The sequence below is a fragment of the Pseudomonas sp. IT-P258 genome, assembly GCF_949767825.1.
Classification (GTDB): Bacteria; Pseudomonadota; Gammaproteobacteria; order Pseudomonadales; family Pseudomonadaceae; genus Aquipseudomonas; species Aquipseudomonas monachiensis.
The window spans coordinates 181,850-199,236 of record NZ_CATKPU010000065.1 but is presented as its reverse complement, the minus strand read 5'-3'; the positions used below and the strand labels follow the sequence as shown (position 1 = coordinate 199,236).

Below are 17,387 nucleotides of genomic sequence, written 5' to 3'. Positions count from 1 at the left end.
GCCTCGTTTCACTCGTCAGCGCCTACAAGAGATCACCATAAATCCGGCATTTACGCCCCAACAGGAGACGTTCATGAGCCAGGCAGATTTCATCATCATCGGCGGCGGGATTGCCGGTGCTTCCACGGGGTTCTGGCTTTCGCAGCACGGCCGCGTGATCGTGCTCGAGCGCGAATCCCATCCGGCCTATCACTCCACCGGCCGCTCGGCGGCGCTGTATACCGCCGCCTACGGCACCCCGCAAGTGCGGGCATTGACCCTGGCCAGCCGGGACTTTTTCGACAACCCGCCCAGTGGTTTCTGCGAACACCCGCTGCTGACCCCGCGCGGCGAAATGACCGTGGACTTGACCGGTGACCCGGACGAGCTGAACAGGCAATACCAGAGCGCAAAAACCACGGTGCCGGAGATGCAGTTGCTCGACGCCGACGCGGCCTGCGCGTTAGTACCGATCCTGCGCCGGGAAAAGGTCCACGGCGCCATCTACGACCCGACCGCCAGCGACATCGACACCGATGCCCTGCACCAGGGCTATTTGCGCGGCATCCGCCGCAACCAGGGCGAAGTGCACACCGACAGCGAAGTCGTCAGCCTGAGCCGCGACAGCCAGGGTACATGGCACGTCCAGACCGGCAGCCAGACCTTCAGCGCACCGGTCATCATCAACGCCGCCGGCGCCTGGGCCGACAAGGTCGGCCAACTGGCTGGCGCCAATCCCCTGGGCCTGCAACCCAAACGCCGGGCCGCGTTCATCTTCGCCGGTCCCGAAGGCGTGGACATCCACCACTGGCCGATGCTGGTCAGCCTCGACGAATCCTTCTACATGAAACCCGATGCCGGGATGTTCCTCGGTTCACCGGCCAACGCCGACCCGGTGGAACCCCACGATGTGCAGCCCGAAGAGCTGGACATTGCCATGGGCATCTACCAGATCGAAGAAGCCACGACCCTGACCATTCGCCGCCCGACCCGCACCTGGGCCGGCCTGCGCAGCTTCGTCAGCGACGGCGACTTGCTGTCCGGCTTCGATCCACAGGTACCGGGGCTGTTCTGGGTCGCGGCACAAGGCGGTTATGGCATCCAGACCTCACCGGCCATGGGCCAGGCCAGCGCGGCACTGGTGCGCGGTGTCGCGTTGCCCGAGTCGCTCGGCCATTTCGGGCTGAATGCCGAAATGCTCTCCCCTGCCCGCCTCGGCGGATCCTGATCCTCAGGTGACGTGCCCACACGATTACGGCACACTTTCAGCGCCCCTTTGATGGGGCGCTGACGCTGCCTGGAGTTCCACTGTATGAACGCTCCCGAAAAAGACTCGGCCCTGGACGACACATCCCTGGATAACTTCCACGCGATTGCCGACGCCATCGCCACGTTGTTTTTCCCCCACGCCGAAGTGGTGCTGCACGACTTGCGCACGCAAAAGGTCGACTACATCGCCAACAACCTGTCCAAGCGGGAAATCGGCGACGACTCGGCGCTGGAAGACATGCTCAGCGACGATGTCAGCGAACGAAACATCGGGCCGTACGAAAAGCTCAACTGGGATGGTCAGAAGATTCGCAGCCTCAGCACGGTGCTTCGGGACAGTGAAGGTCGTCCACAGGCGATGCTGTGCATCAACCTGAATATTTCGTTGTTCGAAAATGCCAAGGCCGCCCTGGACCTGTTCCTGTCGCCGACCAAGCTGATCCCGCAACCGGATGCGCTGTTTCGCGATGACTGGCAGGAGCGGATCAACACCTTCCTCCACGCCTGGCTGCGCGAGCGGCAGTTGAGCCTGAATCTGCTGACTCGCGACCACAAGCGCGAACTGGTGCTGGCGTTGCACGCCGAAGGCGCGTTCAAGGGCAAAAGCGCCTCGAACTACGTGGCCAATGTGCTGAACATGGGCCGGGCGACGGTGTACAAGCATTTGAAGGAATTGAAGGGCTGAAAATCAAAAGATCGCCGCCTGCGGCAGCTCCTACAGTGAAACGCATTCCCCTGTAGGAGCTGCCGCAGGCGGCGATCTTTTTGATCAATCGCCGTAAATGTCGGACTTGAAATACTTGTCCGAAATCTTCTGGTACTCACCACTGGCACGAATGCCATCAATGGCCGTGTTCAGCTCGCTGACCAGTTCGGTATTGCCCTTGCGCACCGCAATCCCGGCACCCTCGCCCACATATTTCGGATCTTTCAGCTCCGGCCCGGCAAAGGCGTAACCCTTGCCGCGCGGCATCGACAGGAAGTCATTGAGTGGAATGGTGTCGGCAAAAATCGCATCGAGGCGACCGGCTGCCAGGTCCATGTAGATTTCTTCGTTGTTGCTGTAGCGCTTGACGTTGATGCCCTTTGGCTCGAACACCTCGGTGGCGTAACGGTCGGTCGTGGTGGCGCGCTGCACGCCGACGGTCTTGCCCTTGAGGCTGGCGTACTGGTCATCCACCACCGCGCCATCCTTCATCACCAGGCGCGACGAAGTGAAATAGTACTTGTGGGTGAAGTCCACCGACTTCTTGCGGTCTTCATTGATGGTCATGGACGACAGCGCCATGTCGATTTTCTTCACCTTCAGAGAAGGAATCAGACCGTCGAACTCGCCTTCGACCCACACACACTTGACCTTCATCTGCGCGCACAGGGCATTGCCGATGTCATAGTCGAAACCGACGATTTCGCCTTTGTCGGTTTTCGAGGCGAACGGTGGATACGCCGCTTCGATACCGATGCGCAAGGTTTTCTCGGCGGCGAACACAGAGCTGCACGCCAACAGGCTCAGGGCCAGACCGGTGATGAGGGGGAACTTCTTCATGTTCGTTTTCTCGCGGTTGTTGTTGGTTTGGCAAGACAGAAGAAAAAGCTGAAACGGGTGGAAACCTTTTTTGTACTTATAATTCCATACTGGACTTTTATGTATAAATCGTCAATGAGGCAAATGCAGCCCGTTCCGGCCGATGGTCGGGTGGTGGTTCTGCAAGGTATTGGGTGAGCCAGATGGCCCCTTCGTCGGAACGCCGCCCGGACCAAGCCCGCTCCCACAGGGTTCTGTGTCGTACACAAAATTTGTGTTCAACCAGATCCATTGTGGGAGCGGGCTTGCTTGCGAAGGCTGACTTGAGAACGCCGCAGAAACTACTGCTTCCAGCGAACCGCCGCCGCATGATCACTGTCACGCCCCTCGACCCAACGCGGCCCGTCACTGGTGATTTCTTTCTTCCAGAACGGCGCACGGGTTTTCAGGTAGTCCATGACAAAGGCGCAGGCGTCGAATGCCGCCTGACGATGGGCGCTGGCCGCGCCAACGAAGACAATCGGCTCGCCCGGCTCCAGGGCGCCGATGCGGTGCAGCACTTCCAGCTTGAGCAACGGCCAGCGCTGCTCGGCCTCGATGGCGATCTTTCCGAGGGCCTTTTCAGTCATGCCCGGATAGTGTTCGAGGAACATCCCGGCCACATCGAGGCCGTCATTGAAGTCGCGTACGTAGCCGACAAAACTCACCACCGCACCCACGCCGACATTGGCATCGTGCATGGCATTGACTTCGGCACCCGGGTCGAACGCGGTGGACTGCACGCGAATCGCCATGGCTCAGCCTCCGGTCACAGTCGGAAAGAACGCCACTTCATCGCCCTCGCTGACCGGCTCGTCGAGCTGGCACAGGTCTTCGTTGCGGGCGCACATCAGGTTCTGTTCGCTCAACACCTCGGCACCGTCACGTTGGGCCAACAGTGCGCGGACGTCGTCGACTGTGGAGAAGTTGCCTTCCACTTTCACCGAGTCCAGCCCCAGCGCTTCACGATAACGGGCGAAAAACTTCACGGTAACGTTCATGACTGCTCCGCTTGGAAATGTCCGCTCTTGCCGCCGACCTTCTCCAGCAGACGCACGCTTTCGATGGTCATGCCGCGGTCAACGGCCTTGCACATGTCGTAGATCGTCAGCGCGGCGACGCTGGCGGCGGTCAGGGCTTCCATTTCAACGCCGGTCTGCCCGGACAGCTTGCAGCGCGCCACTATACGCACCGAATCATCGCCTTCGGCACTGAGCTCGACCTTGACGCCGGTGAGCATCAACGGGTGGCACAGAGGAATCAGGTCGCTGGTTTTCTTCGCTGCCTGAATGCCGGCAATGCGCGCCACGGCAAACACATCACCCTTGGGGTGGCCGCCGCTGACGATCATCTGCAGGGTTTCGGGCAGCATGCGCACCAGCGCTTGAGCGGTCGCCTCACGGAACGTCACGGTTTTTTCAGTGACGTCGACCATGTTGGCGCGACCTTGGGAATCGAGATGAGTCAGCACGGGATTACTCCTGATCAGGAGCGTCGATTGTAAACCTGCGGGTCAATTTTTCGCACGCTTGATTATCGGCACACCACAAACCAATGTGGGAGCGAGCTTGCTCCGGGCGGCGTTCCGACGATAGTGGCCTGTCATTAACCCGAGATGTCGACAGACACACCGTCATCGCGAGCAAGCTCGCTCCCACAGGTTCTTCATACACACGGACTCGGTGGACAGCTTCAGATGCGATTCCTTATTAAGTTTTAAAAACACAAATTAAAGTCATACCAAACAACAGAAAGAAATGTAACAAAAGCCTACTGAAAATTCGCTTTTCCTGACATCACTGATCAATTTTAATGGGTGCACCAGCCGATAAGTTACTGATTATTTTATAACAAATTTCGACGTGAGAATTCTCCGTAAGTACGCACTCATGGCCCGCCATGAAACTTCCTACAACTACACATTAGACCGATTTGTTAATTCGAGAAAAAATGACCAGCAAAGCTAACGATCTTAAAAATTTCAGCACTGAGGTATCGCATCAGGTTTTTTCTACTGACCTCCGGCAGCAGCTCAACGGGGCAGGTCCTACACTTCAACCATGGTGGCACACGGGAGGCCAGTCATGCCAGCGCGGACAATTCACTCAGGAAAACACATCGTAATCTCTCACTGCCGGGACTGCGACATCCCTGGCTACATGATTATTTCTCTTAAGCGGGACATATCAAGACTCGCAGAACTAAATCCGGCTGAAAGTGCTGAACTGATGAAAGGCTTGGCATTTACGGAGCGAGCTTTAAATACTCTATTTTCTCCTGAGAAAATATACATAATGCGTATTTCCGAGCTCAATCATGAGCTACATTTTCATGTTTTCCCCAGGTATGCCTCCGTGACCCAGTTATATTTGGCGGAACACAATGAACGTATTATTGATGGCCCCTTCTTTTTCAGCTGGACGCGAAAAAAGTTTAGTAGCTCACAGCCTGAGCCGAGCCAAGAGGTATTGAACGCTCAATCAATTCTGACGGAAACCCTCAAGGGCTATTTTTCGCAATCTCTGTAAACAAGACTGCTTTCGGCCCCAGGCTTTGCAGAAACACATTCATCGGTATTGGGTCTGCCCTGAGGCACGGGCCTTTACGTGGCGTACAAAAAAACCGGGCGACCTCGCGGCCGCCCGGCTCCGGTGGACAGTTACAAATGCGATTCGGCGTATTCGGCCAGGATCGAGCGTGGTACCCCTTGCAGGGTGATGTGCACCCCGTTCGGGAAGTCCTTGAAGCGTTCAGTGAGATAGGTCAGCCCGGAGCTGGTCGCGGACAGGTATGGGGTGTCGATCTGCGCCAGGTTGCCCAGGCACACCACTTTGGAACCGGCGCCGGCACGGGTGATGATGGTTTTCATCTGGTGCGGCGTGAGGTTCTGGCATTCGTCGATCAGGATCAGGCTCTGCTGGAAGCTGCGGCCCCGGATGTAGTTGAGGGATTTGAACTGCAACGGCACTTTGCTGAGGATGTAGTCAACGCTGCCATGGGTGCTTTCGTCATCCATGTGCAAGGCTTCGAGGTTGTCGGTGATGGCGCCCAGCCACGGCTCCATTTTTTCCGCTTCGGTGCCGGGCAGGAAACCGATTTCCTGGTCCAGGCCCTGCACGCTGCGGGTGGCGATAATGCGCCGATAACGCTTGCTGACCATGGTCTGCTCGATCGCAGCGGCCAGCGCCAGGATGGTTTTACCCGAGCCCGCGGCACCCGACAGGTTGACCAGGTGGATGTCCGGATCGAGCAAGGCGTACAACGCCAGGCTCTGATAGATATCACGCGGCTTGAGCCCCCAGGCTTCCTGGTGCAGCAGCGGTTCCTGGTGCAGGTCGAGGATCAGCAAGCGGTCTTCTTCAATCTCCTTGATCCAGCCGACAAAGCCCTGTTCATCAATGATGAACTCGTTGATGTGCACCGCCGGCAGGTTGTCGATCAATTGCACCTGATGCCAGGTGCGGCCGTGGTCCTGACGGGTTTCGACCTTGCTCACGCGGTCCCAGAAAGAGCCGGTCATGTTGTGGTAGCCGTTGGGCAGCAAGGACACGTCGTCGACCAGTTGGTCGGTGCTGTAGTCCTCGGCCGCGATCCCGCAGGCGCGCGCCTTGAGGCGCATGTTGATGTCTTTGGTGACCAGCACCACGGGCTTCTTCGGGTCGCGCGCGTGCAGGTCGATCAGCTGGTTGATGATTTTGTTGTCGTTCAGGTGCTCGGGCAGAATCAGGTTCGGCTCGGCATGCTTGCTCATCAGAATTGACAGCAAACCCTTGGGTCCGCTTTTGCCACGCTGGATCGGCACACCCTGCTCGACATCCTCGGGTGAGGCATCGCCCAGAGTCTTGTCGATCAGGCGGATGGCCTGGCGGCATTCGGCGGCTACGCTGTGATGCCCGCTCTTGAGCTTGTCCAGCTCTTCAAGCACGGTCATCGGGATCGCGACGTGGTGTTCTTCGAAGTTAAGCAGCGCGTTTGGATCGTGAATCAATACGTTGGTATCGAGTACATAAAGGATTGGCTGGTTGGAAGAAGAGCTACGTCCGTGATCATCCATACTCGGTCACCTTTGTGGGAGCCATTCGACGCAATACCTTGACGGTGCTGCGCCTCGAAGTGACTGCCGAATACACCTGCGGGGACTCAAGTGTTCTGCATACATGCGGGGTCTTGGAAGACGCCACCTGTGTTGCAGGTTTCGGCGGTCTGTCTTCGTAATACTCCAAAACGTGTGACAGAAAAAAGTACTTTGACGCTTTTTTGAAGTTTATTTTGCAGATTGACCAATAGCACTTGGCGGACTGCCATCACCCGTTTACAGTCGGAAGTCCACCTGCAACGAATCCCCTTCCAAAATCGCCATAAACCCAATGTTTACGGGGCTTTGTCGTTTTCAGCGAAACGCATCCTGGCAATCCTCCCAGCCGATCCCGACAGGCGCCGTTTGCGTGACCAGCCACGGCAATGCCGTTTTCACTGCATCCTGTTTCACATTGAAATTGATCACCCCGTGCCGCCACAGCAGCATCAGGGTCAGCACCCGTTGCGCACTCGGGTTGCCCTTGAGTTTGCCGGCACCGTCCTGGGCGTCGATGTCCCACAGCGCTACCTGCAGCCCCTGAGTCTTGAAGAAGCCTTCAGCATCGGAGCGGCGCTGGCCATCGGGCGGACGGAACAGGGGCACGTAGTTCTCCGGCAGCTTGCTCTTGACCAGTTCGGCGCTGCGGCGCACCGAGTCCTGCCAGTCCTGCCAGTGGCTGTGGGAACGGAACTCCCAGCCTTGTACGCCGATGCATTGGCTCGAGTAGGTCTCTTGCAGGTTGCTCACCGAAGCGTCGGCCAAACGCGCCTGGATGTCCTTGCCGAGGACGAAGAATGTCCCGCTCAGGTTCGACTTGCGCAGGTACTCGGCGACCCAGGCAGTGTTATCCGGCGCGGCGTTGGCGGCGCTGTCGAAGGTCAGCAGAAACAGCCGGTCATGCATCCCGTCGCCACTGCGCTCATAGTCGCCAAAACGATCGACTTCGCTGCTGGTTTGCGGGAACAGAGCGGCCTTGCGCAACTGTTCGTCCAGGTATTGGGTATGGAACACGCGGCTCGGCTCGGCCCACTTGATGTAGTAGCTGTCTGCGCCGACCTGGAACCTGGCAGCCTGCTCGCGCAAGGTGGGCATGTCTTCGACCAGGAAACAGAAGGAGGCATCCTGGTCGCAGCTCTGCTGGGCGAAGTTGTAGTTGGCCAGCAGCCGTTGCCACATGCGCTGGCGAACCCTGTTGACCGACTCCAGATTGATCGTGCGCAGGCCCAGGCGCTGGGCCAGGCCGGGTTCATCCAGCGCCTCGCTGGCCAACAGGACGCTGGAAAACATGAGGATCTCGGCTCTGGACGCCACGTCGAACAGCGTCGGATTACCGAGTTTTTCCGGCCAGGTGCTGCGATCGAGCGTCGCCACATCACCCGGTGCCGCGACGGCGCCAAAGCTCAGTAGCCAGATCGAGATGAGAAAAGCGATACGCAATGGGATGTCTCCATAACAAAACCCGCGCGGCACTATATCCCGGGAAGATCAAAAGATCGCAGCCTACGGCAGCTCCTACGCGATCCGATTCCATTTTTGAGCCAACCCGGTCCCGTAGGAGCTGTCGAGCGAAGCGAGGCTGCGATCTTGTCCCATGACACCACCGATCACCTATCACGCTCATAGCTGGAGTCAACACGAACAACCCCCTAGAATCGCCGCCACGATTAAAGGAGACGACTTCATGCTGATGGTGATTTCACCCGCCAAGACCCTCGACTATGAAACACCGCCGGCGACCCAGCGCTTCACCCAGCCGCAGTACCTGGACCACTCCCAGGAGTTGATCCTGCAATTGCGCGAGCTGACACCCGCGCAAATCAGCGAGTTGATGCACGTCTCCGACAAGATCGGCGGGCTCAACGCCGCGCGTTTCGGCAGCTGGACGCCCGCGTTCACCCCGGAAAACGCCAAGCAGGCGTTGCTGGCCTTCAAGGGCGATGTGTACACCGGCATGAATGCGCAAACCCTCAGCGAAGCCGATTTCGACTACGCCCAAAAACACCTGCGCATGCTCTCGGGCCTCTATGGCTTGCTGCGCCCGCTGGACCTGATGCAACCCTATCGCCTGGAAATGGGCACCAGGCTGGCCAACGCCCGAGGCAAGGATCTGTATGCCTTCTGGGGCTCGCGCATCAGCGAATGGCTGAACGAAGCCCTGGTCGATCAGGGCGATGACGTGCTGCTCAACCTGGCGTCCAACGAGTACTTCTCGGCGGTCAAGCGCAACGCCTTGAACGCGCGCATCATCAATACCGAATTCAAGGACCTGAAGAACGGCCAGTACAAGATCATCAGCTTCTACGCGAAAAAGGCCCGCGGCTTGATGAGCCGCTTCGTCATCGAAGAACGCATCAATGACCCGGCCACCCTCAAGCAATTCGACGTTCAAGGCTATCGCTACAGCGCCGAACAGTCCAAGCCGGACAATCTGGTGTTTCTGCGCGATCACGCACCAGAGTGATGCATCCGGTCGGCGCACGACCTTCACACCCGCTCGTGCGCCGACCCTCGACTCACTTCAGCCTTCCCCGCCTTTTCGCCATTTTCATGGCGCCAGAAAAACACCACTCGATTTTCTAACTTTAGTTTCACTCGACTTCAATCATTTTTTTGCGTAGTGGCACTGACTTTTTTTAACAGTGGTGGCACAAAAATATCCCAGCCAATGAACCGCCTATATATAAAGGGCGAAACGGCAAGTGCTATCAATTTGAGAGCAGTGCCATCTTTCACAATATTTCAAGAAATTTCAGATTTCGCGATGAGCGGACTGGAACTATGTCCAAACGCGCCGCTCATACCACCGGTAACGATTCTCGCCGAGCGTGTACGAGATAACTTACGCAGATAAGCGATTCATGTTGCGAAGTTGAAACACTAACTTGCGCTGACTAATCACTGATTTGGACAACAGCAATCGGACAGGAGATAACGCGGTATGACTATCCCCTACAAGGCCACGACAGCGCCCCATATAAACGTGCTCACCCGAGCACCCAACCGCTTGATCCACGGGCTTTCGGCCTGACATCAAGCGTACAAGGCCGTTGCACCCGCATCCTTCCGACAGGAGGATCGGCTGCATAACAGGGCAAATCATAACAACAAGGCCTAGTTGCGCACACTTTGAGTGCACTTATTTAGACACTCGTAACTTATATGCCAGCACAGGGCATTGTCGTGCCTGTAAGGCACACTTGCGAGTGCACTAAAACACGCTGAACACCATTAACTCCGGCCATCTAATGGCTTGATGTATACAGGCTTGATAACAGAGAGGTAATTGCGATGCGCATCAGCATTTTTGGTTTGGGTTACGTCGGCGCAGTATGTGCCGGTTGCCTGTCTGCACGGGGCCATGACGTCGTTGGCGTCGATGTGGCCAAAGACAAGATCGATATGATCAATGCCGGCAAATCGCCGATCGTTGAACCGGGCCTGGGTGAACTTCTGGCCCAAGGCATCCAGACAGGTCGTCTGCGTGGCACCACCAACTTCGCCGAGGCGATTCGCGACACCGACCTGTCGATGATCTGCGTGGGCACGCCAAGCAAGAAGAACGGCGACCTGGAACTGAACTACATCGAGGCCGTATGCCGCGAAATCGGTTTTGTCCTGCGCGACAAGACCACCCGCCACACCATCGTCGTGCGCAGCACCGTGCTGCCGGGCACCGTGGCCAACGTGGTCATCCCGATTCTCGAAGACTGCTCCGGCAAGAAGGCCGGTGTTGATTTCGGCGTGGCCGTGAACCCTGAGTTCCTGCGCGAAAGCACCGCCATCGCCGACTACGACCAGCCGCCAATGACCGTCATCGGCGAATTCGACAAGGCGTCCGGCGACGTCCTGCAATCGCTGTACGAAGAGCTCGACGCACCGATCATCCGCAAGGACATCGCGGTCGCCGAGATGATCAAGTACACCTGCAACGTGTGGCACGCCACCAAGGTCACCTTCGCCAACGAAATCGGCAACATCGCCAAGGCGGTCGGCGTCGACGGTCGCGAAGTGATGGACGTGGTCTGCCAGGACAAGACCCTCAACCTGTCCCAGTACTACATGCGCCCAGGTTTCGCCTTCGGCGGCTCGTGCCTGCCAAAAGACGTGCGTGCCCTGACCTACCGCGCCGGTTCCCTCGACGTGGAAGCGCCGTTGCTCAACTCGCTGATGCGCAGCAACGAATCCCAGGTGCAGAACGCTTTCGACATCGTTTCCAGCCACGACAAACGCAAAGTCGCCCTGCTGGGTCTGAGCTTCAAGGCCGGCACCGACGACCTGCGCGAAAGCCCGCTGGTCGACCTGGCGGAAATGCTGATCGGCAAGGGCTACGACCTGAGCATCTACGACAGCAACGTCGAGTACGCCCGCGTTCACGGTGCGAACAAGGACTACATCGAGTCGAAGATCCCTCACGTCTCGTCCTTGCTCAACTCCGACTTCGACGCGGTGATCAACAACTCCGACGTGATCATCCTCGGCAACCGTGACGAGAAATTCCGCGCCCTGGTGCAGGACGTTCCACACGGCAAGCAGGTGATCGACCTGGTGGGCTTCATGTCCAAGGCCACCAGCACCAATAGCCGGGCCGAAGGCATCTGCTGGTAACGCGGTATCTGTAGGAGCTGCCGCAGGCTGCGATCTTTTGGCGCCGGCGTGATTGCTGAAGATCAAAAGATCGCAGGCTTCGCCAGCTCCTACAGGGATTCTGGCGTCATCCAGAGCGGGTGCCGCCAGTTTTCACAGGCCTGCCTTAACCCCATCGGGCCACCCCAAAGGCTCGCCCGAGATCGAGACGGATGCAGATTATGCACAGGCTAAAGCACGGCCTACTCCAGGCCGCCGGTTGGCTGTTCTACCTGAGTTTACTGATGGGTCTCGCCATGGCGTTGCCCGTGTCCACGTTCGACTCCGAGTCGAAGGACTTCATTTTCCTGATTGGCGCCGTGGGTATCTGGCGCTACTCGATGGGTGCCACTCACTTTGTGCGCGGCATGATTTTTCTGTACATCGTCTACCCGTACCTGCGGCGCAAAGTGCGCAAGCTGGGCAAAGCGGCTGACCCGTCCCACGTGTTCCTGATGGTCACCAGTTTCCGCATCGATGCCCTGACCACCGCGCAGGTCTACAGCTCGGTGATCCGCGAAGCCATCGACTGCGGCCTGCCGACCACCGTGGTCTGCTCCATCGTGGAAATGTCCGATGAGCTGCTGGTCAAAAGCCTGTGGAACCGGATGAACCCGCCGTCCCGGGTCAAGCTCGACTTCGTGCGCATTCCCGGCACCGGCAAACGCGATGGCCTGGCCTACGGCTTCCGCGCCATCTCCCGGCACCTGCCGGATGATCGCGCCGTGGTCGCTGTCATCGATGGTGACACCGTGCTGGCCGAAGGCGTGGTGCTCAAGACCGTGCCGTGGTTCCAGCTGTTCGGCAACGTCGGTGGCCTGACCACCAACGAATTCTGCGAAGTGCGCGGCGGCTACATCATGAGCGAATGGCACAAGCTGCGTTTCGCCCAGCGCCACATCAACATGTGCTCGATGGCCTTGTCCAAGCGCGTGCTGACCATGACCGGCCGCATGTCGGTGTTCCGCGCCACCGTGGTCACCAACCCGGACTTCATCGCCGACGTGGAAAGCGACTCGCTGCAACACTGGCGCCTGGGCCGCTTCAAGTTCCTTACCGGCGATGACAAGTCCAGCTGGTTCAGCCTGATGCGCCTGGGCTACGACACGTTCTACGTGCCCGACGCGGCGATCAACACCGTTGAACACCCGCCGGAAAAGAGCTTCATCAAGGCCAGCCGCAAACTGATGTTCCGCTGGTACGGCAACAACCTGCGGCAGAACTCCCGTGCCCTGGGCCTGGGGGTCAAACGCCTTGGCGTGTTCACTTCGGTGGTGCTGTTCGACCAGCGCGTGTCGATGTGGACCTCGCTGCTGGGCCTGACCGTGGCGTTGATCGCCAGCTTCAAGTACGGCACCGCGTTCATCCTGGTGTACCTGCTGTGGATCGGCATCACCCGGTTCATCCTGACCTTGTTGCTGTCGTGCTCCGGACACCGGATCGGCCCGGCCTACCCGGCAATTCTCTATTACAACCAGATAGTCGGCGCGCTGGTGAAGATCTACGTGTTCTTCCGCCTCGACCAACAGTCCTGGACTCGCCAACCCACTTCCCTGACCCGTGATCTCGCCAGCTTTCAACGTTGGTTCAACACCTGGTCGTCTCGGACCATGACCTTCTCTGCCGGCAGCATTTTTGTCGCCGTGCTGCTGTTGATGGTCTGACCGAACTCGCCTGAATTAACTAGGAAAACGCCCCCTATGAATACCGCCGTCAACGCCAACGTAGTGCACGAATCCGAAGCCCAGCGCCAACACGCCCGAGTGAAAATCCCGGCCAAGTTGCGTTTTTTCGGCCCTGACCGGACGCCGGTCGAAGCCCGGGTGATCGACCTGTCCGCCGGTGGCCTGGCATTCAACGCCGGTCAGTTGCCGCTGAAGGTGGGTGACGTGTACAAGGCCCGCCTGCAATTCGTCATCGACAACCTCGGCCTGGCCATGGACGTCGAGTTGCAGGTCCGCTCCTTCGACCGCGAGACCGGACGCGCCGGCTGCCAGTTCCAGAACCTGGAACCACGGGACATCTCGACCCTGCGCCACCTGATCACTTCGCACCTGGCGGGCGACATCGTCAGCGTAGGTGAAATGCTGGCGACCCTGCAGCGCGACAACTTCACCAAGGCACGCAAGACGAAGGACGGCGGCCACGGCATGTCCGCGTTCGGCCGCCTGAAAGCCGTGACCTTCAGCCTGGGGATCTTCGTTGTCGGCGTGGCTGCATTCGGCTTTGTCTTCAAGTCGGTGTACGGCATGTACTTCGTCAGCCATGCCCAGGCCGGCCTGGTCAGCGTGCCGGGCGTGAACATCACCATGCCCCGCGACGGCACCGTGCAGAGCCTGGTGAAAGCCGACGGCGTGGCCGCCAAGGGCGCACCGCTGGCAACCTTCAGCACCAGCATGCTCGACGTGCTCAAGGGCCATCTGGACGAAGACCAACTGCAACCGGCCAAGGTTGAAGAACTGTTCGGCAAGCAGATGACCGGCACCCTGACCTCGCCTTGCGACTGCACCGTGGCCCAGCAAATGGTCGCCAACGGTCAGTACGCCAGCAAGGGCGACGTGATCTTCCAACTGGTCCCGCGGGGCGGCGAAGCCAATGTTGAAGCGCGCTTCTCCTATCGCCAGTTCGGCGACGTGCGCCCGGGTACTTCGGTGCGCTTCCAGATCGCCGGCGAGGACAAGAGCCGCACCGGCAAGATCGTCAGCAGCACCAGCCTGAAAAGCGCCGATCTGTCTTCGGACATCCGCGTGCTGATCCAGCCGGACGAAACCCTGGACAGCTCCCTCGCCGGCCGCCCGGTGGAAGTGAACAGCGACCGTGGCCCGAACCTGAACTGGCTGATCGACAAAGCCATGGCTGTCGGTCTTTAAGTCGAGGACATGCCTGTGACTACTCCAACCCTCAACACGCCGCCGACCCTGTGGGAGCGAGCTTGCTCGCGATGGGATCGACGCGGTCTGTCTGATGCACCGAGTCGCCTGCTTCGCGAGCAAGCCCGCTCCCAAATGGGCTCTTTGTGTGCCGTTGCATTGGCGGTGAGCCTCGCCGGTTGCGCCGGCCTGCCCGACCAACGCCTGGCCAACGAAGCGCTAAAGCGCGGTGACACCACCACTGCCGCGGCGAACTACCGGCAACTGGCAGACCTGGGCTACAGCGAAGCCCAGGTCGGCCTGGCCGATATCCAGGTCGACAGCCGTGACCCGGCGCAGATGAAACAGGCCGAGGCGACTTACCGCGCCGCAGCCAGCGTTTCGCCGCGCGCCCAGGCACGCCTCGGTCGTCTGCTGGTGGCCAAGCCCGGTTCCACCGAAGCGGAACAACACGAAGCCGAAACCCTGTTGAAAAAAGCCGCTGCGGCAGGCGAAGGCAATACGCTGATCCCGTTGGCGATGCTGTACCTGCAATACCCGCACAGCTTTCCCAACGTGAACGCCCAGCAGCAGATCAGCCAATGGCGTGCCGAGAACAAACCGGAAGCGGGTCTGGCGCAAGTGCTGCTCTATCGCACCCAGGGTACCTACGACCAGCATCTGGATGACGTGGAAAAAATCTGCAAGGCCTCGCTCAACATCAGCGATATCTGCTACGTCGAACTGGCCACGGTCTATCAGAAACAGGCCAAGCCAGAGCAACAGTCCGAGCTGATCAAGCAGATGCAAGCGGCTCATGCCCAAGGCACCGTTTCGGCGCAGCGCGTCGACAGCGTCGCCCGCGTGCTCGCCGATGCCTCCCTGGGCAAGACCGACGAGAAAACCGCGCAGTCGCTGCTCGAACCGATCGCACCGGGCTACCCGGCATCGTGGGTCACCCTCGCGCAATTGCTCTACGACTTCCCGGAACTGGGCGACGTCGACCAGATGATGAAGTATCTGGAAAACGGTCGCGCCGCCGACCAGCCTCGCGCCGAACTGTTGCTGGGCAAGCTCTACTTCGAAGGCAAACTGGTGCCGGCCGACGCCAAGGTCGCCGAAGCGCATTTCCAGAAAGCCGTCGGCCGTGAAGTCGCTGCCGATTACTACCTCGGCCAGATCTATCGCCGTGGCTACCTGGGCAAGGTCTACCCGCAGAAGGCTCTCGACCATCTGTTGACCGCTGCGCGCAACGGCCAGAACAGCGCCGACTTCGCCATTGCCCAACTGTTTTCCCAAGGCAAGGGCACCAAGCCTGATCCGCTGAACGCCTACGTCTTCAGCCAACTGGCCCTGGCCCAGAACACTCCGCAAGCCACCGAGCTTGCGCAAACAATCCAAACGCAATTGCCGCCCGACCGGTTGGCCGAAGCCCAACGCCTGTTGAAACAAGAACAGGCCGTGCGCGGTGCCCTGAGCCCGAACACGCCGGAAATGCATGCCCTGCAAGAAGAAGATGGCGAGGAATCCCAATGAAGTTGAATCCATTCATGAAGGCCGGTATTGGCCTGACATTCGCGCTGATCTGGTCTTGCCCGACGCTTGCTGCGATGACTGAAGAAACCAAGAACTTCGGCCTGGACGTGAAAATCACCGGCCAGTCCGAAGATGACCGCGACCTCGGCACCGCTCCCGGCGGCGACGTCAATGGCGTCGGCCTCGACCTGCGTCCGTGGGTCTACGGCGAAAGCGGCGCGTGGAGCGCCTACGCCATGGGTCAGGCGGTGACGTCCACTGACATCATCGAGACCGACACCCTGCAACAATCCGATGGCGCCGAGAACACCGACAACGGTGATCGCGAGACCAAGAAAAACTACCTGGCCATGCGTGAGTTCTGGGTCGGCTACAGCGGCTTCACGCCCTACCCCGGCGAGATCCTGAAGTTCGGTCGCCAGCGCCTGCGCAATGACGACGGCCAATGGCGCGACACCAACATCGAAGCCCTGAACTGGACCTTCGACACGACCCTGCTGCGCGCCAACGTCGGTATCGCCGAACGCTTCAGCGAGTACCGCACCGACCTCAAGGAATTGTCGCCACAAGACAAGGATCGCCTGCACGCCTACGCCGATACCGCGTACCAGTGGACACCGGGCAACTGGGTCGGCATTCGCGGTCATCACACCCATGACAACGGCAAGCTCGATTACCCGGAGCCGGGTGTACCGACCGATTCGCTGGACAAGAAACAGAACGGCGACATCAGCTGGCTCGGCCTGACCGCCGACAGCGACGCCTACAACTGGCGCAACACCAACACCGTCAATTACTGGGGCAGCATCACCGGCATGAGCGGCGACATCGACAAGGTCAACCCGCTGAACGCCGACGGCACGCCGCCAACTGAAGCCAAGCGCGGTGAAGACCTCAACGGCTGGGCCACCGATGTCGGCGTGCGTTTGCGCCTCGATCCGCAATGGCAAGTCGGTGCCGCCTATGCCCGCGCCAGCGCCGACTACGAACAGAACGGTCTGGAAAGTAACCGCTCGAACTACACCGGCACTCGCTCGCGCGTGCACCGTTTCGGCGAGGCCTTCCGTGGCGAAATGAACAACATGCAGAGCGCCACCCTGTTCGGTTCGTGGATGCTCAACGACGAATACGACGCCAGCCTGATCTACCACAAGTTCTGGCGTGTCGACGGCAATAAGCCGGTCGGCAGCAATGGCATCAACGCCGTCGAGAACAACACCGACGATGTGACCGGCGCGATCCTCTCCAGTACTTCGCTGCCACTGAACGATGGCGAGAAAGACCTCGGTCAGGAAATGGATCTGGTGGTCACCAAGTACTTCAAGCAAGGCTTGTTGCCGGCGTCGATGAGTCAGGCGATCGATGAGCCTTCGGCCCTGGTGCGCTTCCGTGGCGGCGTGTTCAAGCCAGGCGATGCGTATGGCAAGGAAGTCGATTCGTACATGCACCGTGCGTTCATCGACGTGATCTGGCGCTTCTGATGCAAACC

15 protein-coding genes are annotated in these 17,387 nt (G+C 59.2%); 9 read left to right on the top strand and 6 right to left on the bottom strand.

Annotation, left to right across the window (positions count from 1 at the left end):
• Positions 1 to 73 precede the first annotated feature (73 nt).
• Positions 74 to 1,207 carry an NAD(P)/FAD-dependent oxidoreductase gene (locus tag ACM6G4_RS21590; RefSeq protein WP_414914590.1) on the top strand — a complete coding sequence of 378 codons (1,134 nt, stop codon included), beginning with the start codon at positions 74 to 76 and terminating at the stop codon, positions 1,205 to 1,207.
• An 84-nt stretch (positions 1,208 to 1,291) separates the two neighbouring features.
• The gene (locus ACM6G4_RS21585; protein WP_414914589.1) at positions 1,292 to 1,933 is read left to right on the top strand and encodes a helix-turn-helix transcriptional regulator; all 642 of its coding nucleotides are present in this window, start codon (positions 1,292 to 1,294) and stop codon (positions 1,931 to 1,933) included.
• Positions 1,934 to 2,017: 84 nt separating this feature from the next.
• Here ACM6G4_RS21585 and ACM6G4_RS21580 read toward each other — a convergent pair whose 3' ends face one another.
• The 4 genes from ACM6G4_RS21580 to moaC all read right to left on the bottom strand — a co-directional run bounded on the left by ACM6G4_RS21580 (position 2,018) and on the right by moaC (position 4,283).
• A complete protein-coding gene (locus ACM6G4_RS21580; protein ID WP_056726183.1) occupies positions 2,018 to 2,794 on the bottom strand; it encodes an ABC transporter substrate-binding protein in 777 nt (258 codons plus the stop codon).
• A 320-nt stretch (positions 2,795 to 3,114) separates the two neighbouring features.
• On the bottom strand, positions 3,115 to 3,567 hold the full coding sequence (gene moaE, locus ACM6G4_RS21575) for a molybdopterin synthase catalytic subunit MoaE (protein ID WP_414914588.1): 453 nt from the start codon (positions 3,565 to 3,567) through the stop codon (positions 3,115 to 3,117).
• 3 nt (positions 3,568 to 3,570) lie between these two features.
• Complete coding sequence (gene moaD, locus ACM6G4_RS21570; protein WP_223465437.1) at positions 3,571 to 3,813, bottom strand: molybdopterin converting factor subunit 1; 243 nt, start codon at positions 3,811 to 3,813, stop codon at positions 3,571 to 3,573.
• Complete coding sequence (moaC, locus tag ACM6G4_RS21565; RefSeq protein ID WP_223548606.1) at positions 3,810 to 4,283, bottom strand: cyclic pyranopterin monophosphate synthase MoaC; 474 nt, start codon at positions 4,281 to 4,283, stop codon at positions 3,810 to 3,812. Before moaC ends, moaD begins: the two co-directional genes overlap by 4 nt.
• Positions 4,284 to 4,896: 613 nt before the next feature.
• Between moaC and ACM6G4_RS21560 the strand changes: the two genes are divergently transcribed.
• Positions 4,897 to 5,340 (top strand): HIT family protein, encoded by a 444-nt coding sequence (locus ACM6G4_RS21560; RefSeq protein WP_414914587.1) that lies wholly within the window; start codon positions 4,897 to 4,899, stop codon positions 5,338 to 5,340.
• Between the two features lie 131 nt (positions 5,341 to 5,471).
• Here ACM6G4_RS21560 and ACM6G4_RS21555 read toward each other — a convergent pair whose 3' ends face one another.
• Both ACM6G4_RS21555 and ACM6G4_RS21550 read right to left on the bottom strand, forming a co-directional pair.
• A complete protein-coding gene (locus ACM6G4_RS21555) occupies positions 5,472 to 6,866 on the bottom strand; it encodes a PhoH family protein (protein ID WP_008050144.1) in 1,395 nt (464 codons plus the stop codon).
• Positions 6,867 to 7,202: 336 nt separating this feature from the next.
• Positions 7,203 to 8,327, bottom strand: coding sequence for a polysaccharide deacetylase family protein (locus tag ACM6G4_RS21550; RefSeq protein WP_414914586.1), 1,125 nt, complete (start codon positions 8,325 to 8,327; stop codon positions 7,203 to 7,205).
• A 244-nt stretch (positions 8,328 to 8,571) separates the two neighbouring features.
• On the opposite strand from ACM6G4_RS21550, the gene yaaA reads away from it, so the two are divergent.
• The 6 genes from yaaA to ACM6G4_RS21520 all read left to right on the top strand — a co-directional run bounded on the left by yaaA (position 8,572) and on the right by ACM6G4_RS21520 (position 17,379).
• Positions 8,572 to 9,351, top strand: a complete 780-nt coding sequence (yaaA, locus tag ACM6G4_RS21545; protein ID WP_056726188.1) for a peroxide stress protein YaaA — start codon at positions 8,572 to 8,574, stop codon at positions 9,349 to 9,351.
• Between the two features lie 827 nt (positions 9,352 to 10,178).
• Entirely contained in the window at positions 10,179 to 11,495 is a 1,317-nt protein-coding gene (locus tag ACM6G4_RS21540; RefSeq protein WP_046041959.1) for a nucleotide sugar dehydrogenase, read from the top strand.
• A 200-nt stretch (positions 11,496 to 11,695) separates the two neighbouring features.
• Positions 11,696 to 13,177: a mannuronan synthase gene (gene alg8, locus ACM6G4_RS21535; protein WP_409078410.1), complete on the top strand. Its 1,482-nt coding sequence runs from the start codon at positions 11,696 to 11,698 to the stop codon at positions 13,175 to 13,177.
• A 36-nt stretch (positions 13,178 to 13,213) separates the two neighbouring features.
• Complete coding sequence (locus ACM6G4_RS21530; protein WP_056726190.1) at positions 13,214 to 14,383, top strand: alginate biosynthesis protein Alg44; 1,170 nt, start codon at positions 13,214 to 13,216, stop codon at positions 14,381 to 14,383.
• A 15-nt stretch (positions 14,384 to 14,398) separates the two neighbouring features.
• Positions 14,399 to 15,898, top strand: a complete 1,500-nt coding sequence (algK, locus tag ACM6G4_RS21525; RefSeq protein ID WP_414914585.1) for an alginate biosynthesis TPR repeat lipoprotein AlgK — start codon at positions 14,399 to 14,401, stop codon at positions 15,896 to 15,898.
• A complete protein-coding gene (locus ACM6G4_RS21520; RefSeq protein ID WP_414914584.1) occupies positions 15,895 to 17,379 on the top strand; it encodes an alginate export family protein in 1,485 nt (494 codons plus the stop codon). Before algK ends, ACM6G4_RS21520 begins: the two co-directional genes overlap by 4 nt.
• Positions 17,380 to 17,387 lie beyond the last annotated feature (8 nt).